22 protein-coding genes and 1 pseudogene are annotated in these 24,889 nt (G+C 71.4%); 7 read left to right on the top strand and 16 right to left on the bottom strand.

Annotated elements, in window-relative coordinates:
* Positions 1-86 precede the first annotated feature (86 nt).
* Positions 87-1,529: an aminotransferase-like domain-containing protein gene (locus FGD71_RS41840; protein WP_119105810.1), complete on the bottom strand. Its 1,443-nt coding sequence runs from the start codon at positions 1,527-1,529 to the stop codon at positions 87-89.
* Here FGD71_RS41840 and FGD71_RS41835 point away from each other — a divergent pair.
* Together FGD71_RS41835 and FGD71_RS41830 are read left to right on the top strand one after the other, a co-directional pair.
* The gene (locus FGD71_RS41835; protein ID WP_119105809.1) at positions 1,528-2,478 is read left to right on the top strand and encodes a DMT family transporter; all 951 of its coding nucleotides are present in this window, start codon (positions 1,528-1,530) and stop codon (positions 2,476-2,478) included. The two genes, FGD71_RS41840 and FGD71_RS41835, sit on opposite strands and share 2 nt — an antisense overlap.
* Positions 2,479-2,571: 93 nt before the next feature.
* Positions 2,572-2,775 carry a DUF1918 domain-containing protein gene (locus FGD71_RS41830; protein WP_119105808.1) on the top strand — a complete coding sequence of 68 codons (204 nt, stop codon included), beginning with the start codon at positions 2,572-2,574 and terminating at the stop codon, positions 2,773-2,775.
* A 1-nt stretch (position 2,776) separates the two neighbouring features.
* Here FGD71_RS41830 and FGD71_RS41825 read toward each other — a convergent pair whose 3' ends face one another.
* Complete coding sequence (locus FGD71_RS41825) at positions 2,777-4,027, bottom strand: glycoside hydrolase family 10-like protein (RefSeq protein WP_119105807.1); 1,251 nt, start codon at positions 4,025-4,027, stop codon at positions 2,777-2,779.
* A 199-nt stretch (positions 4,028-4,226) separates the two neighbouring features.
* Between FGD71_RS41825 and FGD71_RS41820 the strand changes: the two genes are divergently transcribed.
* Positions 4,227-5,099 carry a 3-hydroxybutyryl-CoA dehydrogenase gene (locus FGD71_RS41820; RefSeq protein ID WP_119105806.1) on the top strand — a complete coding sequence of 291 codons (873 nt, stop codon included), beginning with the start codon at positions 4,227-4,229 and terminating at the stop codon, positions 5,097-5,099.
* A gap of 215 nt (positions 5,100-5,314) precedes the next feature.
* Positions 5,315-5,572 carry a hypothetical protein gene (locus tag FGD71_RS41815; RefSeq protein WP_119105805.1) on the top strand — a complete coding sequence of 86 codons (258 nt, stop codon included), beginning with the start codon at positions 5,315-5,317 and terminating at the stop codon, positions 5,570-5,572.
* A 25-nt stretch (positions 5,573-5,597) separates the two neighbouring features.
* On the opposite strand, the gene FGD71_RS41810 is transcribed toward FGD71_RS41815, so the two are convergent.
* The 10 genes and pseudogenes from FGD71_RS41810 to infC all read right to left on the bottom strand — a co-directional run bounded on the left by FGD71_RS41810 (position 5,598) and on the right by infC (position 16,897).
* The gene (locus tag FGD71_RS41810) at positions 5,598-6,143 is read right to left on the bottom strand and encodes an NUDIX hydrolase (protein WP_119105804.1); all 546 of its coding nucleotides are present in this window, start codon (positions 6,141-6,143) and stop codon (positions 5,598-5,600) included.
* 176 nt (positions 6,144-6,319) lie between these two features.
* Positions 6,320-7,660 (bottom strand): NsdA family TPR-like regulatory protein, encoded by a 1,341-nt coding sequence (locus FGD71_RS41805; protein ID WP_119105803.1) that lies wholly within the window; start codon positions 7,658-7,660, stop codon positions 6,320-6,322.
* A gap of 272 nt (positions 7,661-7,932) precedes the next feature.
* Positions 7,933-8,991, bottom strand: a complete 1,059-nt coding sequence (locus FGD71_RS41800) for a PP2C family protein-serine/threonine phosphatase (RefSeq protein WP_119105821.1) — start codon at positions 8,989-8,991, stop codon at positions 7,933-7,935.
* Positions 8,992-9,395: 404 nt separating this feature from the next.
* Positions 9,396-11,909, bottom strand: coding sequence for a phenylalanine--tRNA ligase subunit beta (pheT, locus tag FGD71_RS41795; RefSeq protein WP_119105802.1), 2,514 nt, complete (start codon positions 11,907-11,909; stop codon positions 9,396-9,398).
* Positions 11,909-13,039 carry a phenylalanine--tRNA ligase subunit alpha gene (pheS, locus tag FGD71_RS41790; protein WP_119105801.1) on the bottom strand — a complete coding sequence of 377 codons (1,131 nt, stop codon included), beginning with the start codon at positions 13,037-13,039 and terminating at the stop codon, positions 11,909-11,911. The genes pheT and pheS overlap by 1 nt, the downstream gene beginning before the upstream one ends.
* A 183-nt stretch (positions 13,040-13,222) precedes the next feature.
* Complete coding sequence (locus FGD71_RS41785; protein ID WP_119105800.1) at positions 13,223-14,368, bottom strand: sensor histidine kinase; 1,146 nt, start codon at positions 14,366-14,368, stop codon at positions 13,223-13,225.
* Between the two features lie 80 nt (positions 14,369-14,448).
* Complete coding sequence (locus tag FGD71_RS41780) at positions 14,449-15,294, bottom strand: TrmH family RNA methyltransferase (protein WP_119105799.1); 846 nt, start codon at positions 15,292-15,294, stop codon at positions 14,449-14,451.
* A gap of 128 nt (positions 15,295-15,422) precedes the next feature.
* Positions 15,423-15,806, bottom strand: coding sequence for a 50S ribosomal protein L20 (gene rplT, locus FGD71_RS41775; protein ID WP_006141703.1), 384 nt, complete (start codon positions 15,804-15,806; stop codon positions 15,423-15,425).
* A 94-nt stretch (positions 15,807-15,900) separates the two neighbouring features.
* Positions 15,901-16,095, bottom strand: coding sequence for a 50S ribosomal protein L35 (gene rpmI, locus FGD71_RS41770; RefSeq protein ID WP_067031856.1), 195 nt, complete (start codon positions 16,093-16,095; stop codon positions 15,901-15,903).
* 135 nt (positions 16,096-16,230) lie between these two features.
* Positions 16,231-16,897, bottom strand: a pseudogene (gene infC, locus FGD71_RS41765) (translation initiation factor IF-3).
* A 388-nt stretch (positions 16,898-17,285) separates the two neighbouring features.
* Here infC and FGD71_RS41760 point away from each other — a divergent pair.
* Positions 17,286-17,642, top strand: coding sequence for a DUF1844 domain-containing protein (locus FGD71_RS41760; RefSeq protein WP_119105798.1), 357 nt, complete (start codon positions 17,286-17,288; stop codon positions 17,640-17,642).
* 46 nt (positions 17,643-17,688) lie between these two features.
* Here the strand turns inward: FGD71_RS41760 and FGD71_RS41755 are convergent, their stop codons facing one another.
* Positions 17,689-18,420, bottom strand: coding sequence for an SseB family protein (locus tag FGD71_RS41755; RefSeq protein WP_119105819.1), 732 nt, complete (start codon positions 18,418-18,420; stop codon positions 17,689-17,691).
* Between the two features lie 150 nt (positions 18,421-18,570).
* Between FGD71_RS41755 and FGD71_RS41750 the strand changes: the two genes are divergently transcribed.
* Positions 18,571-19,560: a serine hydrolase gene (locus FGD71_RS41750; RefSeq protein WP_119105797.1), complete on the top strand. Its 990-nt coding sequence runs from the start codon at positions 18,571-18,573 to the stop codon at positions 19,558-19,560.
* Here FGD71_RS41750 and mycP read toward each other — a convergent pair.
* Both mycP and FGD71_RS49465 read right to left on the bottom strand, forming a co-directional pair.
* Positions 19,557-20,816: a type VII secretion-associated serine protease mycosin gene (mycP, locus tag FGD71_RS41745; RefSeq protein WP_119105796.1), complete on the bottom strand. Its 1,260-nt coding sequence runs from the start codon at positions 20,814-20,816 to the stop codon at positions 19,557-19,559. The two genes, FGD71_RS41750 and mycP, sit on opposite strands and share 4 nt — an antisense overlap.
* On the bottom strand, positions 20,813-22,516 hold the full coding sequence (locus FGD71_RS49465) for a hypothetical protein (protein WP_240437034.1): 1,704 nt from the start codon (positions 22,514-22,516) through the stop codon (positions 20,813-20,815). The genes mycP and FGD71_RS49465 overlap by 4 nt, the downstream gene beginning before the upstream one ends.
* Before the next feature lie 337 nt (positions 22,517-22,853).
* Here FGD71_RS49465 and FGD71_RS41735 point away from each other — a divergent pair, with 337 nt between their 5' ends.
* Complete coding sequence (locus tag FGD71_RS41735; protein ID WP_119105795.1) at positions 22,854-24,056, top strand: amino acid deaminase/aldolase; 1,203 nt, start codon at positions 22,854-22,856, stop codon at positions 24,054-24,056.
* 46 nt (positions 24,057-24,102) lie between these two features.
* On the opposite strand, the gene FGD71_RS41730 is transcribed toward FGD71_RS41735, so the two are convergent.
* On the bottom strand, positions 24,103-24,889 hold a 787-nt coding region (locus FGD71_RS41730), incomplete at its 5' end, for a hypothetical protein (protein WP_119105794.1).

Here is a 24,889-nt window from a genome sequence, read left to right as displayed (position 1 = left end):
TGATCGTGGAGTGCGGAACTGCCCAGGTCAAGGGGTCGCTGAGGGTTACCGGGAGGCTCACACACCCACTCCGGAACGGAGCGCCGTCAACTCCCCCTGCACGCCTCGTCGCAGGCGGTGCGCAACCTGCGTACGCCCTCCGTGATCTCCGCCGTGCTCGCCACGGCCGCGAAGCTCAGCCGCAGGTGCGCGGCGGCGGGCTCGGCGCTGAAGTAGGGGCGGCCGGGGGTGACGGCCACACCCGCGCGCAGGGCGGCGGCGACCAGGGCCTGCTCATCCGTACCGTCGGGCAGCCGCAGCCACAGGTGGTAGCCGCCGGAGGGGATGTGCGGGAGGGCGATCTCGGGCAGGTTCAGGCGCAGGGCGGTGGTCATCGTGTCGCGCCGCTTTCTCAACTCGACGGCCACGGACCGCAGATGACGTGGCCAGGCGGGCGAGCCGACGAGTTCCAGGGCCGCCTCCTGGAGCGGGCGCGGCACGAAGAAGGTGTCGACGACCTGGATGGCCCGCAGCCGTTCCAGAACGGGTCCGCGGGCGGCGAGGGCACTCACCCGGAAGCTCGGCGAGGTCGCCTTGGTCAGGGAGCAGACGTGGACGACGACTCCGTCGGTGTCGTCCGAGGCCAGCGGGCGTGGCAGGGGCCCAGCGTCCTCGTGCACGAGCCGGCGCACGAAGTCGTCCTCGACGACGAACGCGCCGGCCTCACGCGCGATCCGCAGCACCTCACCACGGCGCTCCGGGGCGAGTACGGCGCCGGTCGGGTTCTGGAGCAGCGGCTGGCAGACGAAGACGCGGGCCCCGGTCGCCCGGAAGGCGTCGGCGAGCAGGCGGGGACGGACACCGTCCGCGTCGACCGGTACGGGTACTGGGCGCAGTCCGGACGCGCGGGCGATGGCCAGCATCCCTGGATACGTGGGCGACTCCACGAGCACCGGCGCGCCGGGTGGGGCGAGCGCACGCAGGGCGGTGGTCAGTGCGGACTGACCGCCGGCCGTGATCAGCACCTCGGCGGCGGTGATGGCACCGCCGATGCCCCGGGCGAACCACTCGCGCAGTTCCGGCAGCCCTTCGACGGGTGGGCGCGTCCAGGCGCCGGGCCGGCGGCCCGCCCGGGCCAGCGCCGCGGCCATCGCCCGCTCCGGCTGCAACGAAGGGTGCAGATAGCCGCCGTTGAACTCGATGACCCCGGGCGGCGGTGCGGCCAGCGAGACCATCACTCCGGAGGCATCGACCGTACGCGGTACGACATCGGTGGCGGCGTCCGCGCTGAGCGCGACCTCCTGCCAGGACGTGTCCCCCACGACGGGCCCGGCGGCCTGCGGCATGGCCCGAAACGCCCCGGCACCCGGCCTGGTCACCACGAGCCCCTCCGCGGCCAGCTGAGCCAGAGCCCGCGACACGGTCACCGGGCTCACCCGGAACCGCTCGACCAGCGACCGGCTCGACGGCAGTTTTCCACCTGGAGAGTAGCGGTCCAGCTCCTCGCGTAGCCGTTTCGCCAGATCTGCCACACTGCTACGCTCATACATGAGAGCACAGGATAGCGCTACTACACCGACTGCGATAGCGGTCCCGGCCGCCGGACGAACTATCGGCACCACCCCTCCCCCGCCGCCCGCGGGGCCCCGCGCCGGCATCCTCCAGGCCGCTCTGGGTGTCACCGCCTTCTCACTCACGTTCCCGGCCACCGCCTGGGGGCTGGAGAGCTTCGGCGCCTGGTCGCTGGTGGCCGTGCGGAGCGTCCTGGCGGCGGTCATCGCCGGTGCCTGTCTGCTGGCCCTGCGCGTGCCGCTGCCCGCCCGGCGCCACTGGACGGGCCTGTCCGTCGTGGCCGGAGGGGTCGTGCTCGGGTTTCCCCTGCTCAGCACCCTCGCCCTGGAGACATCGACGACCGCCCACGCCGCGGTCGTGGTCGGGCTGCTCCCGTTGACCACCGCGCTGTTCTCGGCCCTGCGCGTCGGCAACCGCCCCTCGCGCACCTTCTGGATCGCGGCGCTCACGGGCGCCGCCGTGGTGATCGCGTTCACCGTGCAGCAGAGCGGCGGTGCCCTGGCCGGCGCGGACGTGTACCTCTTCGGGGCGCTGCTGGTCTGCGCGGCCGGCTACACCGAGGGCGGCCGCCTGGCCCGCGTCATGCCGGGCTGGCAGGTCATCGGCTGGGCACTGGTGCTGTGTCTGCCGCTCGCCGTGCCCGCGGCGGCGATCGCCCTGTCGTACGAGCCCGTGCATCTGACGGCGCACGGCGTGACGGGGCTGCTCTGGGTCGCGGCCGGCTCGCAGTTCCTCGGCCTGGTGGTGTGGTACCGGGGCATGGCGGCGATCGGCATCCCGAAGGCGAGCCAGTTGCAGTTGGCGCAGCCGCTGCTCACACTGGTGTGGTCGGTGCTGCTCCTGGGCGAGCACCTCACGGCGGCCGCACCCCTTGCGGCCGCGACCGTACTGGTCTGTATCGCGGTCACCCAACGAGCGCGAGGCTGAGCGGGCGGCACACGCCGGTCGCGATCGGCGCCCCCAGCCGTAGACTTACACCCACGGACCGCTACTCCCGTGCCAGACGAGGAGGCCCTCCAGATGCGTGCAAACAAAGGCGACCACCTGCTGGTGCACGGCAGGATCGTCGGGCAGCACGACCGGGTCGCGGAAGTCGTCGAAGTGCTGGGAACGGACGGCAATCCTCCGTTCCGCGTCCGCTTCGAGGACGGCCACGAGACCGTGATGTCCCCCGGTCCTGACACCGTCGTCCAGCATCACGTCCGCGAGAACCGGGTCCAGTAGGTCAGCCCGGCGGGTTCGCCGACCGCTGGTAGTGGTCGGCGACCACGCGGGCCAGCGCGCCGATCCGGTCGGCGCGTACCTCCTTGGCCGAGAAGAAGACGTGCCCGCGCACCTGCGGGTACTCCCCGGCGAGGGTGAGATGCCGGGACAGCTCGGCCGCGTCCTGCCAGGCGGCGGGCTGCGCCGGGTCCCCGGCCTTGTACAGCGCCTCGCCCACGTACAAGCGCGTTCTGCTGCCCCGCGCGACGTCGGCCCACCAGGGCAGCAGCTTGGCGTAGTCGGCGGCGGCGAAACCGATGTTCCAGTAGAGCTGCGGGCAGACGTAGTCGATCCAGCCCCTGCGGACCCATTTCCTCGTGTCGGCGTGCAGATCGTCGTACGTCTGCATCGCCCGGGTGTCCGAGCCCCGGGAGTCGGTCGCGGCGTTGCGCCACACCCCGAACGGGCTGATCCCGAACTGTGTAGTGGGCCGGATCCTCTTCACCCGGACCGCCATCTCGCGCACCAGCTTGTCGATGTTGCTGCGCCGCCAGGCCGCCCGGTCCGCGAATGCCCCGCCGTACGTCTCGTATGCGGCGTCGTCGTCGAAGACCGCGCCGGCGACCGGGTACGGATAGAAGTAGTCGTCCCAGTGCACGGCGTCCACGGGGTACTTCTTCACCGCGTCGAGCATCGCCTTCTGGACGAAGGCACGGACCTCGGGCAGACCCGGGTTGTAGTAGAGCTTCCCGCCGTAGGGCACGACCCAGTCGGGGTGCTTGCGGGCCGGGTGTGACGCGACCAGCTTGGTGACGTCCGCGTGGTTGGCGATCCGGTACGGGTTGAACCAGGCATGCAGTTGCAGCCCCCGTACATGGGCTTCCCTGACCGCGGTGCCGAGCGGGTCCCAGCCGGGATCCTTGCCCTGGACGCCGGTGAGGTACTGCGACCAGGGCTCGTAGGGCGAGGGCCACAGGGCGTCGGCCGTGGGGCGCACCTGGAAGATCACCGTGTTCAGCCGCCGGCGTACGGCCGTGTCGAGCTGGGCGATCAGTTCGGCGCGCTGCTGGGACGCGGTCAACCCGGACTTGGACGGCCAGTCGCGGTTGGCGACGGTCGACAGCCACATACCGCGCAGCTCACCGAAGGGAGTGCGGCGCCGGGACTCGCCCTTCCCGTCCTCGGTCGTCGCGCCCCATGCGGCCGCGCCGCCTGCCGTGGCAAGCCCCGCCAGCATCGCGCCCGCGAACGCCCTACGTGTCACTCGACTCATGGGTTCTCCCGCATCATGGGTTCTCCCGCGCCACGGGTCTCCCGCATACGCACCGGATCCACCGGATCACGCACCGTCCGGGCAGGCGGCGAGGCCGGACCCGGACGATCGATCAGCGGCAGCCCGAGAGTAACGTGCACGAATGGAGCAGGCGCCCTTCGGGAGTCTGCCACGCCGGTAGAACAGCGAAAGGGACGAAGTGACGGACACCTTCGGAGACATCTCACGCGTCGGAGTGGTGGGCTGCGGTCAGATGGGAGCGGGCATCGCCGAGGTGTGCGCCCGTGCCGGCCTGGACGTGAAGGTCGCCGAGACCACCGGCGAGGCATTGGAGATCGGCCGGACCCGGCTGTACAACTCGCTCTCCAAGGCGGCCGAACGCGGCAAGATCTCCGAGGAGGAGCGGGACACCACTCAGGCGCGGCTCAGCTTCACCACCGACCTCGGCGAGTTCGCCGACCGTGATCTGGTGATCGAGGCCGTCGTCGAGAACGAGCAGGTGAAGACCGAGATCTTCCAGGTCCTGGATCATGTCGTGACCCGGCCGGACGCGATCCTCGCCTCCAACACCTCGTCGATCCCGCTGGTGAAGCTCGCCGTCGCCACCTCGCGTCCCGACCAGGTCATCGGCATCCACTTCTTCAACCCGGCCCCCGTCCAGAAGCTGGTCGAGCTGATCCCGGCCCTCACCACCTCCGAGGTCACCCTCGGACGGTCGCAGGCGCTGGTCGAGAAGATCCTCGGCAAGCACGCGATCCGCGCCCAGGACCGTTCGGGCTTCGTCGTCAACGCGCTGCTGATCCCGTATCTGCTCTCCGCGATCCGCATGTTCGAGTCGGGCATCGCGAGCCGCGAGGACATCGACAACGGCATGGAGATGGGCTGCGCCCACCCGATGGGCCCGCTCAAGCTCTCCGACCTGATCGGCTTGGACACGGTCGCGTCCGTCGCGGACTCGATGTACCACGAGTACAAGGAACCGCTGTACGCCGCTCCCCCGCTGCTCCAGCGCATGGTCGACGCGGGCCGGCTGGGCCGGAAGTCGGGCTCGGGCTTCTACACCTACGGCTAGGGGCCTGGTGAGAGCCGGGTACTGACTACGGTCCGTACACGTCTGGCTGACGCGGGCCCGGCACTCCCTTGGAGGGACGGGCCCGCGCGATTCACACACCGTGTGCGCACCGGGCACGCATATGCCCCGCGCACACGCTCCCCACGCGTCCACCAGGCGAGTTGACTTCACGTGCGCATGAAGGGATGAAACGACTACAGAGAGGAGTGGGACTCGTGGCCACCGACCCCGAGCATCCCGTGGTCCACGGTGAACTCGCAGAGTTACGCCGCCGCCTTGACGTGGCGCATGCCCGCGTCGAGGGAGGGATCACCCTGCTCAGTCACCGTACCGAGCAGACCGCCAAGGAGGTCGACGACCTGAGCACACGGATCGTCGCCCTGGAGCACACCCGATGGCCGCTGCCCGCGGTTGCGGCGCTCACGGCCCTGGGCGCGCTCGTCGTGGCGGTCTGGCAGGCCGTGGGCCGCTGAACTCGCCGGACGCCGTTGGGGGGGATCAGGGCAAGGCGTCCTGCCCGAGCCTCGAGTGATGCAGGAGAAGCAGCGCGGCTGCCATGTTGGCGGCCGGGACCTCGCCCCGGGCGACCATGTCGGGGACGAGCTTGAGCGGGACCCATTCCCTGCGGTCCGACTCGAAGTCGTCCACGGGGTGTCCGACATACGTGCCCTCGTCGGCCCAGAAGATGTGGTGCCGAGCGTCGGTGAGTCCGTTGGAGGGCTCGACGCTCATCAGATGGTGCAGGGGTCCCGGCCGCCACCCGGTCTCCTCCTCGAGTTCGCGGGCGGCCGCGTCGGCGATGTCCTCACCGTCTTCGACGACACCCGCGGCGAGTTCCCACCCCCAGCTGTCGGTGATGAAGCGGTGCCGCCACAGGAGCAGCACCTCGTTGGCCTCATTCACCACGGTGGCCACGGCGACGGGCCGCAGCCGTATCAAAAAGTGATCGAGGTGCCGACCGTCCGGCAGCTCTACATCTGCGAGATTGACGCTGAACCAGCGGTTTGCGTACACAGTTTGTTCGTTCTGTTTCGTCCACTGCACGGTTCTGCCACCTTCCGCCGAGTAGATGGCAATATCGCAGCAGGAGCGTCCTCACAGCACACTCATGGCGGCCGCTCGCAGCGCAGCGGTGGGCGCGGTGTTCCGCACCGCGGTGGTATTGAAGTCGCCCGCAGTGGACGGGATGGGGTGCCTACGGGTACCCCCGAAGGCTCTTCTCAGAGCGGTACGCGCAGTGCCCCGTCGATGAGTTCGGCGGCCTCGGCCGTACCCGCACACCCACTGGCCACCAGATGTTCGCGTACCGCCCGCAGTCTGTCGCGCAGTCGCTGGGACTCCATCCCCCGCGCCCGCTCGGCCATTTCGACCGCCGTGACCGCCGCCTTGTCCGCGTTCCCCTGGCGCAGTTCGATCTGGCTGAGCATGCCGAGCCGGTGCACCCTGCCCCGGTCGTGCGCCGGATTGTCCACGGCGGCCTCGGCGTGCTCACGCGCGGCGGTCAGGTCGCCGAGGCTCAACAGCGCCTCCGCCACTTGCACATTGACCAGTCCGGGCTGGACATAGCCGGTCTCGTCCGGCTCGTGACCGCGCCTGATGCGCTCGGCGGCCTGCTCGGCACTCCGGATGCAGGACAGCGCGCTGCTGCCGTCGCCGAGGTGTGCGTACGCCTTGGCCTGCATCGCGTAGAGGTCCGACGCGAGTGCCGGAGTGATCTGCCGCCCCGCGGCGCGCAGCGCGGCCTCGGCGAAGGCGACGGCCTGCCGGTACTCGCGCATGAACAACGACTGGTTGACCAGCAGGGCGATGACGTACGCGCCAAGCCCCCGGTCCCCGCTGGCCTTCGCCAGCCGCAGGGCCTGGTGGAAGTAGCGCTGGGCGAGACCGTGCGCATCGGAGTCGTAGGCGCAGATGCCCGCGACCGCCACCAACCCGCCCGTGGCGCGGTGGAGTTGACGGCCGGTGGCGTCGGTGTAGCTGCCACGCAGCAGCGGCGCGGTCTCGGAGTTGAGGAACCCGACGATGCGCGTGCGGGTCGCGACCCCGCCGGCCTTGCGGTACATCTGCTCGTAGTGGGCGCGGGCGGCGCGCAGCATGTCGATGTCGGCCATGCTCACCCGGTGCCGCCCACCACGCGAGACATCCACGTCCTCGGGCGGGTTCTCCCACTCCCACACGGGCATCACGGCGGGCGTCCCGGTGACGGCCGGGGCGCCGAGGATGTGCGGGCGCTGCTGTTCGTCGGAGCGCCACAGGGCCGTGGCGCGCTCCACGAAACCGGAGAGCGTCGTGCCGTGCGGGGCGGCCGGTTCGCCGGGTAAACCGAGGCCGATGTCGTCGAGCGTGACGGGTCGCTGCAAACGGGCGGCGAGCACCTCGCAGATCAGGTCGGGCACCTGGCCGCGTGGCCGCTGGCCCTTCAACCATCGGGCCACGGCGGTGTGTTCGTAGCGAAGGGCGAGGCCACGGCCGCGCCCCGCCTGGTTCACATGGGCCGCGAGTCCCGCATGCGAGATCCCGGCTTCGTCGAGGATCGCATCGAGCAGAGTGTTGGGCTGCATGAGGGCCCTCCGGGTGGCTCGGTGCGGACAGACTAGTGCTTTCCGGCTCACACGGGGTGTGAACAGAGTGCTCGAATCCGGGCAGTACACGCGCTGTTGCGGAGAGTTTCCGGCCGGTTGACTGAAATGCCTCGCAAGAGGCCGGCCGGGCCGTCGGCTCCCCCTCGTACAGTGCGGCGGCCCGTCTCCGCGCCGTCCGCCCAGCTGCCTGCCCGACACTCCGTGGCGGGGCGGACGGCTCCGCCGGTTGCTCCGCCGGTTGAGCAGGGTCACTACAGGTGGGTCGTTGGCTGCGGGTCCGTTGTGGCTTGTCGCGCAGTTCCCCGCGCCCCTACGGGCGCGCGCCTGTGCTGGCGGTGTCGGTCGTTGTGGAGCACCAGTACGGCCGCGTCGTCGGTGGGGCGGCCGCCGCAGTGTTGCTGCAGGCCGGCCAGCACGGAGTGGAGCACGGACTGCGGCGAGACCGGCTGGACACAGACGGCATCGGTGAGTGCGGCGGGCAGCGGAAAGAACACCCCACCGCTGTCCCGCGCGTCCTCGATGCCATCGGTGTACAGGAACAGCGCCTCGCCGTACAGGAGATGCCCGCAGCTGACGACGGGCAGCTCGGCGGGGAGAGGGAAGGGCCCGAGGGGCGGCAGCACCTCGCCGGCGGCCAAGTGCTCCACATACCCTCGCAGTCCGGCGGGTCCGACATCGCTGCGCAGCGCATACGGCCATGGGTGACCGCAGTTGACGGCCCACACCTCGCCGTCGGGACGAATCTCCAGCAGCAGCACGGTGACGAACTCCTCGGCGACCGGGCTGTCGGGCTCAAGTCCGGACGAGGGGTGCTCGGCCCGAGCCCGCTCCCGCAGGTGCCGGGACATGGCCCGCTCCAGCCTCCGCAGTACGCAGGACAGTTCGGCCTCGTCGTGCACCGCCTCACGGAAGCTGCCGAGGACCGCGGCGACGGTCCCGAGGGCGGCGAGACCGTGTCCGCGCACGTCGCCCATGACGACCCGCACGCCGTGCTCGGTGCCGATCACCTCGTACAGATCACCGCCGACGGTGGCTCCGTGGTCCGCGCAGAGCTGCGCCGCGGCGACGTTCAGTCCGTCGATGCGCGGCGGCAGCGGCCTCAGCAGTACGCCCTGTGCGGCGCCCGCGACCTTGCGCATCTGCCGCAGCTCCCGCAGCAACCCCTGCCTGACATGCAGAATCAGGCCGGCGCCGACCACGAAGAACACGGCACTCGTGACGATCCGGGCGCTGAGCTCGTGATGATGGGCGAGTGGACAGGTCAGTTTGTAGGTGATCGCCACAGCGCCCCACATGCAGGGCAGCCCCATGGCGAGCACCCGGCCCGCACGCTGCTGTTCCGGGCCGAGTCCGCGGGTCTCGGGCCGGCCGGGCGTGCGTACTCTGGTGCGTCCGAGCGAGCGGGCGATGGTCTGTCGCCGGCTCGTACGGTGTTCCATCTGAGGCCCGGCCCGGCGCGGGGCCCCAGCCTTCGTACGGATCATTCCGATGGCCTCCCCCTGAAGCCCTGTTGAGCGCGCAGGCACCGGCCTGTGCGGCCGGGTCGATTCTGTCGAGCGCATGCCCCGATCAGGCCAGATCGCTCCCAAATGTCACTCAAATGAGTGAGATGGGTTTCCTGTGTGCTCAAGGGGCGAGGGGCGTGCCCGGCAGTGCGGACACGCCCCTCGATTCAGGCGATGGTGGCCTTCACACCCAACAGCTCAAGGCGCTCTCACGCTCCGCGCAGCACCGCCCCCGTGCGCTCGGCCGCCAGGGCGACGGCCGTGTCGCGGGCCGCGGAGGCCTCGTCGACGGTCAGGGTGCGGTCGTCGGCGCGGAAGCGCAGCGCGTACGCCAGGGACTTCTTTCCCTCGCCGATCTGCTCGCCGGTGAAGACGTCGAACAGCCGGATGGACTCGAGGAGTTCACCCGCGCCCTCGCGCAGCGCGGCCTCGACGCCGGCGGCGGGGACCGACTGGTCGACGACGAGCGCGACATCCTGCGTGGCGACCGGGAACGAGGAGATGTGCGGGCCCTTGGGCACACCCGCGCTCGCCCGCTCCAGCGCGTCCAGGTCGAGCTCCATCGCTGAGGAGCGCGCGGGCAGGTGCAGGGCCTTCAGGACGCCGGGGTGCAGCTCACCGGCGTACCCGATGACCTGCTCGGCGCCGTCGATCACCACGGCGAGCTCGGCGCACCGGCCGGGGTGCCACGGCCCGTACTGGCCCTGGCGGACGAGGAGTTCGGCCCCGGCCTCGCGGGCGAGGGTGCGCGCGGCCTCGATGGCGTCGGCCCAGTCGGCCGGGCGGCCCTTGCCCCACCAGCCGGCCTGCTCGCGCGCGCCCGCGAGGACGACGGCGGCGTGCAGCGGTTGGACGGGGAGCGCGGCGGTGAGCGACGCGATCTCCTCGTCGGTGGGCCGGCGGTCGACGGGCAGGCGCCCGGCGACGCGCAGCTCGTCCTGCGGCTGGAAGACCAGGCCGGTCTCGAAGAGCGCCAGGTCGTGCGAGCCCCTGCCGTCGTTGCGGCGCAGTGCGGCGAGCAGGCCCGGCAGCAGCGTCGTACGGAGCGCGGGCTCCTCGTCGGAGAGCGGGTTGACCAGCTTGACGACGCGGCGCTTCGGGTCGTCGGCGGCCAGGCCCAGCTGGTCGAAGACGTCCTCGCCGATGAACGGGTAGTTCAGCGCCTCGACGTACCCGGCGCCGGCCAGCGCGCGGCCGATCCGGCGGTGCAGCCGCTGCCGGTCGGTCAGGCCGAGGCCCGCGGGGGGCTTCGGCAGGGTCGAGGGCAGGTTCTCGTAGCCCTCGAGCCGGATGACCTCTTCGGCCAGGTCGTTCGGGTCGGTCAGGTCCGGCCGCCAGGACGGCACGGTGACGATCAGCTCGTCCTGACCGTAGACGTCGCAGCCGATCTCCTGGAGGCGGCGTACGACGGTCTCGCGGCCGTAGTCGACACCGGCGACCTTGTCCGGGTGGTTCGCCGGGATGGTGATGGTGTGCGGCGCGGGGGGCGCGATGACCTCGGTGACCCCGGCCTCGGCGGTGCCGCCCGCGAGGAGCACGAGCAGGTCGACGGTCCGCTGGGCCGCGGCGGACGCGGCGAGCGGGTCGACGCCGCGCTCGAAGCGCTTGGACGCCTCGGAGGCCAGCCGGTGACGGCGTGCCGTGCGCGCGACGGAGATCGGGTCGAAGTGCGCGGCCTCGATGACGACCTCGGTGCTGGCTCCCGCCGCGTGCCCGTGATCGGCGATCTCCGTGTTGGCGCCGCCCATCACACCCGCGAGGCCGATGGCCCCGCGGTCGTCCGTGATCAGCAGGTCCTCGGGGTCCAGCGTGCGCACGACGCCGTCCAGCGTGGTGAGCTTCTCGCCCGGCTCGGCCCGGCGCACGCCGATCGCGCCCTGGATACGAGAGCGGTCGTATGCGTGCAGGGGCTGGCCCAGCTCCAGCATCACGTAGTTGGTGACGTCGACGGCGAGCGAGATCGGGCGCATCCCGGCCTTCTGCAGCCGGCGCCGCAGCCAGATCGGGGAGCGCGCCTCGGGGGCGAGCCCGGTGACGGTGCGCGCGGTGAACCGGTCGCAGCCGGCGGGCTCGGAGACCTTCACCGGGTAGCCGAACGCGTTCGGAGCCGGTACGTCGAGGAGAGCCGGGTCGCGCAACGGCAGCCCGTAGGCGATGGCGGCCTCACGGGCGACGCCGCGCAGCGACAGGCAGTAGCCGCGGTCAGGCGTGACCGCGATGTCAAGGACCTCGTCGACGAGCTCGAGCAGCTCGACGGCGTCGGTGCCGACCTCGTGCTCCGGCGGCAGGACGATGATGCCCTTGGTGCCGTCGTCGCCCATCCCCAGCTCGTCGCTGGAGCAGATCATGCCGTGCGAGTTCCGGCCGTACGTCTTGCGCGCGGAGATCGCGAACCCGCCGGGCAGCACGGCACCCGGGAGGACCACGACGACCTTGTCGCCGACGGCGAAGTTGCGGGCGCCGCAGACGATCTCCTGGGGCTCGCCCGTGCCGTTGGCCTGGCCGACGTCGACGGTGCAGAAGCGGATGGGCTTCTTGAAGCCGTCCAGCTCCTCGATGGTCAGCACCTGGCCGACGACGAGCGGCCCCTTGAGGTCGGCACCGAGGTGCTCGACGGTCTCGACCTCGAGGCCGGCCGAAATGAGCTTGGCCTGGACGTCGCGCCCGGTCTCCGTCGCCGGCAGGTCGACGTACTCCCGCAGCCAAGAAAGCGGGACCCGCATCAGATCTCCATCCCGAACGGCCGGGTGAACCGGACGTCACCCTCGACCATGTCTCGCATGTCTTCGACGTTGTGGCGGAACATCAGCATCCGCTCGATGCCGAACCCGAAGGCGAATCCGCTGTACTTCTCGGGGTCGACACCGCAGGCGGTCAGCACCCGCGGGTTGACCATGCCGCAGCCACCGAGCTCGATCCAGCCCTCGCTGGAGCAGGTGCGGCAGGGGCGGTCGGGGTTGCCGACGGACTCGCCCTTGCAGACGTAGCAGAGCATGTCCATCTCGGCGGACGGCTCGGTGAACGGGAAGTAGTTCGGGCGCAGCCGCGTCTTCATGTCCGCACCGAACAACGACTGGACCATGTGGTCCAGGGTGCCCTTGAGGTCCGCCATGGTCAGGCCCTCGTCCACGGCCAGCAGCTCGATCTGGTGGAAGACCGGGGTGTGTGTGGCGTCCAGCTCGTCCGTGCGGAACACGCGGCCGGGACAGACGACGTAGACGGGCGGCTCACGGTCGAGCATGGTGCGGGCCTGCACGGGCGAGGTGTGCGTCCGCAGCACCACACCGGACTCGCCATCGCTGTCAGCGCCCTTCGGGCCCTGCACGAAGAACGTGTCCTGCATCTGCCGGGCAGGGTGGTCCGGGCCGAAGTTCAGGGCGTCGAAGTTGAACCACTCGGCCTCGACCTCGGGGCCTTCGGCGACCTCGTACCCCATGGACACGAAGACGTCCGCGACCCGCTCCATCATGGTCGTCAGCGGGTGCCGGGCGCCGGCCGGAACGCGGTCGTAGGGCAGCGTGACGTCCACTGCCTCCTCGACCAGCACACGGGCGTCGCGCTCGGCCTCCAGCTCCGCCTGACGGGCGCCGAGTGCCTTGTTCACGGCGCCGCGGGCCTGGCCCACGCGCTTGCCGGCGTCGGCCTTGGCGTGCGGGGGCAGGGCGCCGATCTCGCGGTTGGCGAGGGCCAGCGGCGAGGTACCCCCGGTGTGAGCGACCTTGGCCTCCTGGAGCGCGTCGAGCGAGTCCGCGGCGGCGAAGGCGGCGAGCGCCTCGTCCCGCATGCGCTCGATCTCTTCCGGTTTCAGTGCCTCGACCTCAACAGGGTCGTACGACTTGTTCGGTGCCGACATCTCTTCCCGTGCTTCCGGTTGGCTGGCTGAAGGTCCCGTCACGACTCGGGGGACGCGTCGTCCCTGGAACGGGGACGCAAAGGTGCCAAAGGCCGAGTCTAACGGGGGTGAGGGCTTCTCCCGGACGCCCGGTCCGGGTGAAGCCCGCAGGGGTGTGATCGCGCCCGTGGGGCCTCGTCGGCGTTACTGCAGATACGCCGGGGTGCCCACGGGCAACGTAAATCGGAACTGCGCGCCGCCGCCGGGGGCGCGGCCGACCGTGATGGTGCCGCCGTGGGCTTCGACGATGCCCTTGACGATGTACAGCCCGAGGCCGGTGCCACCGCGCTTGCTGCCCCGCCAGAAGCGGGTGAAGACGCGGTTCATGGACTCCTCCGGGATGCCGGTGCCCTCGTCGCTCACCGTGACCGACGTACCGGCGCATTCCCGTTCGCGGGGCGACGGCGCGGGCTCTACGTCGATGGTGACGGTTCCCTCGCCGTGGCGCACCGCATTTTCGAGGAGGTTGCTGAGCACCTGGTCGACCTTGTCGGGGTCGGCCCACAGGTCGGGCAGCGGCTGGCCGATGCGCAGCAGGAAGCGGTCGGCGGACTGGCCGGAGGCGACGTACGCCTGGATGTGGCGGCCGACGGCGGCGCCTATGTCGACGGGCTGGCGGCGCACTTCGAGGCGCCCGGAGTCGATGCGGGAGATGTCGAGGAGCTCGGCGATGAGACGCGTGACGCGGTTGGCGTCGGCGTCGACGGTCTCCAGCATCAGTTTCTTCTGGTCGTCGGTGAACCGTTCCCACTTGGCGAGCAGGGTCGCCGTGAAGCCCTTCACGGAGGTGAGCGGCGAGCGCAGCTCGTGGGCGACGGTGGCGATCAGCTCGGCGTGACTGCGCTCGGTGCGGCGGCGGGCCTCGGTGTCGCGCAGCGAGACGACGACGCGGTGGACGGGGCCGGTGGGCGCTGTGCGCACGTAGCGCGCGGAGACCAGTACCTCGCGCCCGCCCGGGAGCAGCAGATTGCGCTCGGGCTGCCCGACGCGGATCGCGAGACCGCCGTACGGATCGGTCAGCTGCCACCAGCGGCGGCCTTCCAGATCCTCTAAGGGGAGGGCCCAGTCGAGATGGCGGCCGAGCGCCTCGGCGGCGGGCACGGCGGTGATGCGGGCGGCCGCGGCGTTGAAGCAGATCACCCGGCCGCGCTCGTCGGCGATCACGAGTCCGTCGGGCAGTTCGTCGGGGTCGATACCGAGATCGGCGAGATCACCGCGCCGGGACGGGGCCGCGCTCCGCACGTCCCGCGCCCGCAGTGCCTTTTTCGCACCGCTCGTTCCGACACCCATCCCCGTACCCCACCTCTCAGACCGGCGCAGGGCCCCCGAGCCCGTCACCCTACTAGCTGGGAGTGACCGTACGGACCCCCTCAGGGACGTGCGCCGCGGGGTCGCTGCGCACGGGCAGACGCGTAGAGACATACGGCGGCCGCCGTCGCGAGGTTCAGGCTCTCGGCCTTTCCGTGAATGGGTACGCGCACGACGGCGTCCGCCAGCGCACGCGTCTCCTCGGGGAGTCCCCAGGCCTCGTTGCCGAACACCCAGGCCGTGGGGCCGCCCATGGTTCCCTGGTCCAGCTCGTCGTCGAGGTCGTCCTCACCCGCCCCGTCGGCGGCGAGAATCCGTACGCCCACGCCCTTGAGCCCCTCGACAGCGTGCTCCACGGGGACGCCGACGGCGACGGGCAGATGGAACAGCGAACCGACCGACGCCCGCACCGCCTTGGGGTTGTAGAGGTCCACGGAGGCGTCGGTGAGGACGACGGCATCCGCCCCGGCCGCGTCCGCGCAGCGCAGCACCGTCCCGGCGTTGCCCGGATCCCGCACATGCGCCAGTACGGCGACCAGTCTGGGCCCGGTCTTGAGGATCTCCTCGAACGGCGTGTCCAGGAACCGGCAGATCCCGACGAGGCCCTGCGGGGTGACGGTCGTGGAGATGTCGGCGATCACCTCGTCCGCGGCGAGGTGCACGCGGGCGCCGACGGCCCGCGCGTCGGCCACGATGTCCGCGTACCGCTCCGCGGCGTCGAGGGTCGTGAACAGCTCGACGAGCGTGGCCGTCCCCGCGCCGCCCCGGTGCGCGGCAGCCTCCCGCACGGCCTGCGGCCCCTCGGCCAGGAACAGCTGTTCCTTCCCCCGGAAGTTCCGCTTGGCCAGCCGCCGCGCGGCGGAGACGCGCGGCGAGCGGGGGGAGATCAGCTCGGGAACGGCGGGCATGCGGTTACGTCACCTTCAGGTTCATCGGGTCGTGTTACGGGGGCTGCCGCTGCTGAAAACGCATATGGACCCGCTAGCCAAGAGGCAAGCGGGTCCACATCCAGATCCGGCTGAGGCCAGCGGCGGCGTCACGCAGCCTTCGGCGCGTTGACGTCCGACGGCAGGGCCTTCTGGGCAACCTCGACGAGCGCGGCGAACGCGTTCGCGTCGTTGACGGCCAGCTCCGCGAGGATCTTGCGGTCGACCTCGACGTTCGCGGCCTTCAGGCCCTGGATGAAGCGGTTGTAGGTGATGCCGTTGGCGCGGGCAGCGGCGTTGATGCGCTGGATCCACAGCTGACGGAAGTCGCCCTTGCGCTTCTTGCGGTCGTTGTAGTTGTAGACCAGCGAGTGGGTGACCTGCTCCTTGGCCTTGCGGTACAGACGCGAACGCTGACCGCGGTAGCCGGAGGCCTGCTCGAGGATCGCCCGGCGCTTCTTGTGGGCGTTGACTGCCCGCTTGACGCGTGCCACTTGTTTAACTCCTTGTAGCGGGGCCGTGGGGGGAACTCACACGACCCGAAACGATTGGGTCCCGGTCAGAGGTCGGGCGCCGCGGCGCCCGACGTCACTTGCCGAGAAGCTTCTTGATCTTCTTGGCGTCGCCCGGGGCCATCTCGGCGTTGCCGGTGAGGCGACGCGTCAGACGGGACGACTTGTGCTCGAGGTAGTGGCGCTTGCCGGCGCGCTCACGGAGCACCTTGCCGGAGCCGGTGACCTTGAAGCGCTTGCTGGAACCGCTGTGCGACTTGTTCTTCGGCATAGCGCCGTTCTCTCCTCGTCAGTGGCGTTCCGGTGCCCGGTCGTGAAACCGGGCACGGTGGAACGTCAGGTTGTGTCGGTTGGCATCCCCGGACTTGCGTCCAGGGACCTGGACCCCCGGACCTGCGTCCCGGGATCAGGCCTCGGCGGGAGCCTCGGCCGGAGCCTCTTCTTCTTCGGCGGCGTTCTGCGAACGGCCCGGGTTGGCCTTCGCGGATGCCTTGCGGGCCGCCTGGGCTTCACGGGCCTCGGCCATCGCCTCGGTCTTCTTCTTGTGCGGACCGAGAACCATGATCATGTTTCGGCCGTCCTGCTTCGGGTTCGACTCCACGAAGCCGAGTTCCTGGACGTCCTCCGCGAGACGCTGCAGCAGCCGGTAGCCCAGCTCGGGCCGGGACTGCTCACGGCCACGGAACATGATCGTGATCTTGACCTTGTCGCCCTGCTTGAGGAACCGGACGACGTGACCCTTTTTGGTGTCATAGTCGTGCGGGTCGATCTTCGGCCGGAGCTTCATCTCCTTGATGACCGTGTGCGCCTGGTTCTTTCGCGCCTCACGGGCCTTCATGGCCGACTCGTACTTGAACTTCCCGTAGTCCATGAGCTTGCAGACCGGCGGACGCGCGTTCGCGGCCACCTCGACCAGGTCGAGGTCGTACTCCTGCGCAAGCTCCAGGGCCTTGGCAAGCGGGACAATCCCGACCTGCTCGCCGCTGGGACCGACAAGTCGCACCTCGGGAACGCGAATCCGGTCGTTGATGCGGGGCTCGGCGCTGATGGATCCTCCTCGGTTAGCACCACACGGCTGCCTGGCAGACAGCTCGCGTACGTCTGTTTCACTGGGACCAACCACCGCGGCGCATGAAAAATGCCCCGGACGGGACACAGGCGGGGCTCCGAGGACTACCGGAGCACCGCCGCGGTGAACCGCGGGGCGCTTGTCCAGCGACTCCATCGTCCGTACGGAACGATGGTGGCCGCCTTGACCGGGTGACCCGCCGTCCCGGAGGACGGTCAGGTGGGAGATCGGAGCCTCCACTTGCGGGCCGGGCACAGTCGTGTCCGGCCGGTCGTTACACAAGGTTAGCAGCAAGTGGGTGGTACCGCGAACTCACGGAACGGCGACGGACGTGGCCCGCCGCTCCGACTCCCCTGGTCGGGGCCGACGGGCCGGGGCCTATCGTGTGGGGCATGAGTGACACCCCTCCTGAGACCCCCGACTTCGACTCCATGACCCGCGACATCGCGGACGTACCCGCGGTCGAGGTGATCGTGACGGTCGCGGTCAACCTGATGAGCGCCGCCGCCGTGAAGCTCGGTCTGACCGAGGAGGGCGAGAAGCACAAGGACCTGGACGAGGCACGCAAGCTGGTGCACGCGCTGGCCGGCCTGCTGGACGCGAGCGCGACCGAGATCAGTTCCTTCCACGCGGCGCCGCTGCGCGACGGCCTGAAGTCGCTGCAGCTGGCGTTCCGTGAGGCGTCGATCGTCCCCGACGAGCCGGGCCAGGGGCCGGGCGAGAAGTACACCGGTCCGGTCTTCGGCTGAGGCCGGCCCGGCAGCGGGCGTACGACGACCTCGGACGTACACAGGTTCAGGGACGTACATAAAGGGGCTCGCCCGGTGGTGTCGCCCCGGTCGGCAGGAGTGCCAGATCGAGGCCGTGCACCAGGCGGGCCCTCAGTGTGTCGTCGGCGGCCAGGCGCCCGGCGACGGCACGGGCGGTCTCGGCGGGAGTGGCGGACGGGTCCAGTACGAGGGCGAGGGTGCCGTCGGCCTGGCCGGGGCCGAGGTGGGCGCGGAGCACGGCGGGCTCGGCGGCGACCGCGGCGCGCACGGCTTCGGTCACGGCGGGGTCGGCGAGCGGGTCCGCGGTCGTACGGCCCTCGGCGAGGGCGAGCAGGGCGGCCCCGGTGAGTTCGTACGGCACGGGGCCCGCGAGGTCGAGCACGATCGTGTCGGCCTTCTCGTGGGCGGCGGCCTGCAGGGCCTGATGCAGCGGTACGGCGACGGGGCGGGCCGCCGGGTCCCAGCGGGCGAGCGACTCGGTGGACGTGAAGGCGGGCAGGGCGGTCCGGGTCCCGGCCTTGAGCGTGGGAACGGCCATGTCACTCGTCTTCTCGCGCCGCAGTCCGTTCTCGTCCTCCTCGACCTCACCGAGGACGGCCACGACGGGTACGAGGAGCCGGGCGCCCTTGAGCGCCTCCAGGACCGGAGTGTGCGCGGTCCGGTCCTCGGCCCAGGCCGTGAGCGCGGCGCTCAGCCGCCGGTCGGCGGAGCCGTCGTCGTCGGAGAAGGGGGAGTCGGGAATGTTCTTGTTCGCCACGGTCATCGACTCTATGCGGGGCTCGCCGGTGATCTCCCCGCGCCCCCGGAAACGCGTTGTTCACGCGGCTCGGCGGATTCTCAGCGATCCCTTACATGCTTCTGACGTCCGCCTAACGGTGCGCACAGCGGCGGGGCCGAGCATCGCGGGATGGATCCGAAGAGAGCTCGTCGGCCCCGCGTCTGCCCGTCCCGGCGCAGGCCTCTCCTCCATGCCGCGGTGGTGTCCGTCGTGCTCGTCAGCGCCGCGGGCGGCGGGACCGCGAACGTGAGGGCGCGGGCACACGACACCACCGGTCTCGTATCGTCCTCGGAAGCGTCCGGCGCGGGGATGGGCCTGGGCGCGAGTGCGCAGGCATCGGACGCGTCTCGGAGACCGGAGGCGGCAGTGGAATCAGCGGCGGTGGTCCCCACCCCCACAGTGGACCGGGACGCGCTGCTCGCCGGGGCGATGGACTCCGTGACGGTCGAGGACCGCTCGAAGGTGTCGGTGGCCGTGCTGGATCTGGACTCCGGTGAGGGCGCGGCGTACGGGGACGGAACGTTCGACACGGCGAGCATCGTCAAGGTCGACATCCTGGCGGCGCTGCTGCTCCGGGCTCAGGACGCCGACCGGGAGTTGACGGCGCGGGAGAAGGCGTACGCCACGGTGATGATCAAGAACAGCGACAACGCCTCGGCGACGGCGCTGTGGAACGAGATCGGACGGGCGGAGGGGCTGGCGGCGGCGAACGAGCGGTTGGGGCTCGGCGAGACCGAGGGCGGGAACGGTCCGCTGTGGGGGCTCACGCAGACCACGGCTGCCGATCAACTCACCCTGCTCGGCCAGGTGTTCGGGGACGACTCGGAGCTGAGCGAGGCCTCACGGGCGTACCTGAGGGGGCTCATGGGGGACATAGCCGTGGGCCAGCAGTGGGGCGTCTCGGCCGCCGGGTCCGAATGCGCCCTGAAGAACGGCTGGTTGCCGCGCAGCACGACCGGGCTCTGGGTCATCAACAGCATCGGCCGGGTGACGGCCGACGGCCATGCGTACCTCGTCGCGGCGCTCTCGAACGGCAACTCCACGATGGCGAAGGGGGTTTCGCTGGTGGAGTCGGCGGCGAAGGCGGCGGTGTCGTCCTTGCGGAACGCCGAGGTCTAGAAGTCGGCGTCGTGGTCTTGCTCGGGCCGGTGCGGGATGCGGCGGCCGCGCCACAGTACGACCGCCATGACCAGGAGTACGCCGCCGAGTCCGCCCGCGACGGGGCCCGCCCAGGCGGTCGCGCTCTCGTCGCCGTCCGCGGCTTCCGGGCCCGCGCCGAAGTACTTGTCGCCGTACGCGGCCGAACGCAGCCCCTCCGGCTTGAGCTTGCCGCCCGCCTTGATGGCGGCCTCGGGGTCGACGAAGCCGAAGCCGCGGGAGTCGTCGCGGCCGCCGCTGGGAGCGTCGCGGGCCGTGTCCTCCAGGAGCTGTTTGATCTGGGCGGGGCTCAGATTCGGGTGGGCCGCCTTGACGAGGGCGACGGCGCCGGAGACGAACGCCGAGGCGGCGCTGGTGCCCCAGCCCTCGTAGTACCTGCGGTCCGGGTCGGCGATGACGACGTCGACGCCGGGTGCGCTGACGGTGGCGTACCAGCGGCGGGTGGAGAACGAGGCGCGGGTGCCGTAGCGGTCGACGGCGGTGGCGGCGATGACGCCCGGGTAGGCCGCCGGGTACGAGGCGTGGTCGCCCTTCTCGCCGCCGTTGCCGGCCGAGGCGACGACGACGGCGCCCTTCCTCAGGGCGTACTGGACGGCGGCGTCCTCGGCGGCTTCCGGGTGGGCGGACTTGGAGTCGTCGCCGAGGGAGAGGTTGATGACGTTCGCGCCGTTGTCGGCGGCCCAGCGGATGCCCTCCGCGAGGGCGTTGCCGCGGGTGTTGCGGGCCTTGCCGCGGGCCGAGTCGCCATCCTCCAGGATCACGCGGACGGGGAGGATCTTCGCCTGGGGGGCGATGCCCATCACGCCGTCGGCGTTGCCGGCGCCGTGTCCGTGACCCGCGATGATGCCCGCCATCGCGGTGCCGTGGCGGGCCCAGGCGCGGTCGCCCCGGCGGGCGCCGAAGCCGACCAGGTCCTTGCCGGTGAGGACGTTGCCCTCGAGGTCCGGGTGCTGGGCGTCGACGCCCGTGTCGAGGACGGCGACGGTGATGCCCTCGCCCTTCGTCGTCCGCCAGGCTTCCTGGGTGTGCATCGCGTCCAGGGCCCACTGCTGGGCACGTATGCCGTCGGCGTGGGCGGCGGTCGACGGGACGAGGACGAGGCAGACGGCGAGGAGGACGCCGAGAGGTCCGGTCCTGCGAGGGCCGAGGAGTCCGGTTCCGCGGGCACCGAAGAGTCCCGCTCTGCGGGGGGTGGGCACGCCGGCCGTGCGGGTCATGACGGCTTCTCCGTGGCCGAGCCGACGTTCTTGCGGAGGCCGCGCTCGATGCGGTCGGCGAGGCCCTGTGCGTCGTGGCCGAGGCCCGCCTGGGCGGGTGGCGTGGTGGCGCCGGTCTCCATGGCGTCCTCGGCGGGCTGCGGCTCGGTGACGCTGCGGCCGTCGGCGAAGCCGGAGACCGCGTAGACGACCACCGGGGCATCGGTCAGGACCGACAGCGTCCACGACGCGCGCTGGTCGTCGCCGAAGCCGGCGGCGACGGTGCCCTTCGCGGCGTACGGGCGGGGCAGCAGGTCGCGCCGGCGGTCGAGCCCCTCGTCCTTGAACCGGCTGTTCAGGACCCCCATGGCCGCGGAGTCCGCCTTCGTGAAGAGGAGGCCGACGGTGATGACATGGCTGCGGGTCTCGTCCGTGTAGGTCGCGCGCAGCAGGCGCAGACATCCGGCAGGGGCGAGGACCTTGCGCAGGAGCGGGTCGAACGCTTTCGCGCAGCCGCTGTCCGGGGCGACGGCGATGCGGGTCCAAGCACGGTCGGCGCCGCCCGGCCCGGCGCCCTCGCCCTCGACGGTGGTCGGGAAGATCTGGTCCACGGGCACGCTGTGCCAGAGGTCGGCGGCCGCCGTGAACGAGTCCCGCGCCCCGGCGGCGCCCGCGCTGTCCCCGGTCAGCCAACTCCCGGTCGCCGCGCCGCCGATGAGTCCGAGACCCAGCACGACACAGGCCGCGGCCGCCGCGGCCCGGGGGCCGACCGGCCGGACTCGGTCGCCCAAGGGGCCCAGGCGTGCGGTGTCGTCGTCGTGGGTGTCCGGGGACGCGAGCGAGACGAAGGGGCGGTCGGCGTGCGCGGCCGACGTCGAGTCCCATGCTTCGGCGAGTCGCAGGGAGGCACCCGCCGAGGGTGTGGCGCCGCCTCGGGCGGAGGCGGCCGGGCCGGACACGGGTCCGGCGGACAGAGGCGTGCTGGGCCGAGTCGTGGTGGGCGGAGGCGTGGTGGACAGCGGCATGGTGGGCGGAGGCGTGGTGGGCGGCGTGGGCGGCTCGGCGGGGATGGGGCGGAGCCGGGCCGTGGTCTCCGTGACGGCTTCCTCAGGCATGCCGGTACGCCGGGGCGACACGGCGGGCCTCGTGACCGGTGGTGCCGGGGTACTCGGTCGTGGTGGCGCGAAGGGGCGCTCGGGGATGCGAGGGGCTGCCGAGGCCGACCGTTCCTGGGAGTTGCCCGTGGTCGCCCTGGGCGCGGTGGCGGGGCGCGGCGGGATGATGGCGCCTTCGGCGTCCTTCGCGGCCGGGCGTGAGGAGGCGCCCGTGGTGTCCACGCGAGGCAGGGAGCCGGTCGCCGGAGGCGGTGCGTCCGGGAAGCGGGCCGAGGGTGCCGGGGGCGGCGGCATCACCGGGGGCCGCTGCTGCCCTGTGGCGGGCCGGAGATTCGGGAAGCGGGCCGATGCGGCGGAGGGGTTTTCGCGGACGCCGTCGCCCGCGAAGGGCCGGATGCCGTCCTCGTCGAACGCCAGGGCGTCGCCCGCGTCGATGGGCTGGATGTCCTCCCCGGCGAAGGCAGCTGTGCCGTCCTGGTCCGAGGCACCCATGCGGTCCTCGTCGGCGGCACGTGGCCGGGGCGGTCCGCCCGCGGCGCCGGATCCGGGCCGCGCACCCGCGATGCCGGGCCTGCGCGACGAGTTCTCGGCATCACGCCTCGGCAAGGCGCCCGCAGTGTCGGTCCTTCGCGTCGTGCCTGAGGAGGACTGGACGCCCTCCGCCGAAGGGGACTCGTCCGGCGAGTTCGAAGCCCCACCGCCGGGCGGAGTCGACGGGCGTGGAGGGATGGGAGCGCGCCGCGCTTCCGTGCTCATGCACCCCCCGTTTCCTCGAACGCGGGCACCAGCCCGCCAAGGGAACTCCTCCGGTCCGTTCCCCGTCTGCGTGCGCGTCACTCTACGGGTTGACACTGTGCGAACGGGAATCAGTCGGCAGGCCCGTGGCATCTGCCCGGAACATCCCCCTACCTTGCGGTAATCACGTCTGGCAGGCTTACGGGGCATGACTGCCCGCGCCGCAGACCGAGCCCGCTACGACCGCGCCACCATCCACCTGGACGCCCCCGTCGCGATCGTGGACCTGGAGGCATTCGACGCCAACGCGGATGATCTCGCTCGCAGGGCGGCGGGGAAGCCCGTACGCGTCGCGAGCAAATCCGTTCGCTGCCGGGCCCTGCTCGAACGCGTCCTGGCCCGGGACGACTTCGCCGGGATCATGTCCTTCACTCTCGCCGAGTCGCTGTGGCTCGCCCGCTCCGGGTTCGAGGACGTGCTGCTCGCCTATCCGTCAGCCGACCGGAAGGCGTACGCGGAACTGGCGGGCGATCCCAAACTCGCGGCCTCCGTCACCGTCATGGTCGACGATCCGGCGCAGCTGCGGCTGATCGACGACGCCCGGGACGGCGGACGGGAAGTGGTGCGTGTCTGCCTGGAGTTGGACACCTCGCTGAGGCTCCTCGGCGGACGCGTCCGCGTCGGCGCGCGCCGTTCGCCGCTGCACTCCCCCGCCCAGGTCGCCGAGATGGCGCGCGCGGTGGCCCGGAGGCCTGGGTTCCGGCTCGTCGGGATCATGGCGTACGAGGGGCATATCGCCGGCGTGGGGGACTCGGTGCGTGGGCGACCGCTGCGGTCGCGCGCCATCCGGCTGATGCAGGCCACGGCACGCGGGGAGCTGGCCCAGCGGCGTGCCGAGGTCGTGCGCGCGGTCCGTGCTGTGGCGCCGGACCTGGAGTTCGTCAACGGCGGCGGCACGGGCAGCGTCCAGCACACCGCCGCCGAGGACTCGGTAACGGAGATCGCGGCCGGTTCGGGGCTTTACCTCCCGTGTCTCTTCGACAACTACACCTCGTTCAGCGGGCGTCCGGCCGCGCTCTTCGCCCAGCCCGTCGTCCGCAGGCCCGGCGTGGGCGTCGTGACCGTCCTCGGCGGCGGTTACCCGGCCTCGGGCGCGGCGGGCCCCGACCGGCTGCCCGTGCCGTACCTCCCCGAGGGACTGCGCTACGACCCCCAGGAAGGAGCAGGCGAGGTGCAGACGCCGCTGCTCGGTTCCCCCGCCGACGATCTGCTCATCGGTGACAAGGTGTGGTTCCGGCACGCCAAGGCCGGGGAGCTGTGCGAGCGTTTCGAGGTGCTGCACCTCGTGGAGGGCGAGAAGGTGACGGCGACGGTCCCGACGTATCGAGGGGAAGGGCACACCTTCCTCTAGGGCTCACGCCTCCAGGGTTCGCCCTCCGCCTCCTTGGGGCCTCGCGCTACTGCGTGGGGCCGACGCTGTTGCCCACGCCGCCGCCCGTGTCCGCGTCACCCACCGGCCGGATCCCCTTCGTGATCCTGTCCATGTCGGCGAGCGGGGGTCCGTCCTCCCCCGCGTCGAAGACGAACCGCACCATGACGGGCGCCTCGGAGCCGACGCTGGACGGGAACGCCAGCGACTGGACGTAACCGCCCGGCCCCGCCCCGGTCTTGACCCGCCAGCGCACGAAGTACCCGGTGCGGCCCGCGACCGCGATCGGCCCCTGCTTGACCAACTGGTGTGACTCGATGCCGTTGTAGGGGCGGCGGTCGATGAGGTCGCGGTCGTACGCCGCGTCCGCCGCATCCGAGATGTCCCCCTTGGCGAGAGCCTCGGGCGACTTCTCGTCGTTCGAGGTCACCGTGCGTGAGATGACCTTGCCGTGGCGGCAGATGCCGTCGTCGCCCGGGCAGGTGTAGGTGCCGGGTGTGGTCATCACGACGTCGTTCTCGACGACGTTCTCGGGTCTGACCCAGCCGTCGAGGAGCGGCAGGGTGATGCCGTTGAGCTCGTCCACGACGACGGAGGGGTCGTCGGCCGACGGTTCGGAGGTGGACGCCGAGGGTGAGGGCGTGTCGCTGGTGGGCTCGGTCGACGCGGGGGTGGGCGTGGGCGTGGTCTTCGCCTCGGTGGTGCCGTCGCCCCGGTTCAGGACGACGGCACCGGTGACGATCGCGGCGACCAGGACGGCTGCCGCGGCGACGAGGGCGACCACCTTCGCGCGGCCGGCTCCGGGGCCGGCCGCG

It is taken from the genome of Streptomyces sporangiiformans, assembly GCF_005768555.2.
GTDB classification, from domain to species: domain Bacteria; phylum Actinomycetota; class Actinomycetes; order Streptomycetales; family Streptomycetaceae; genus Streptomyces; species Streptomyces sporangiiformans.
Note: the sequence above shows the minus strand (reverse complement) of the source record. Positions and strands in the feature narration are given on the sequence as shown.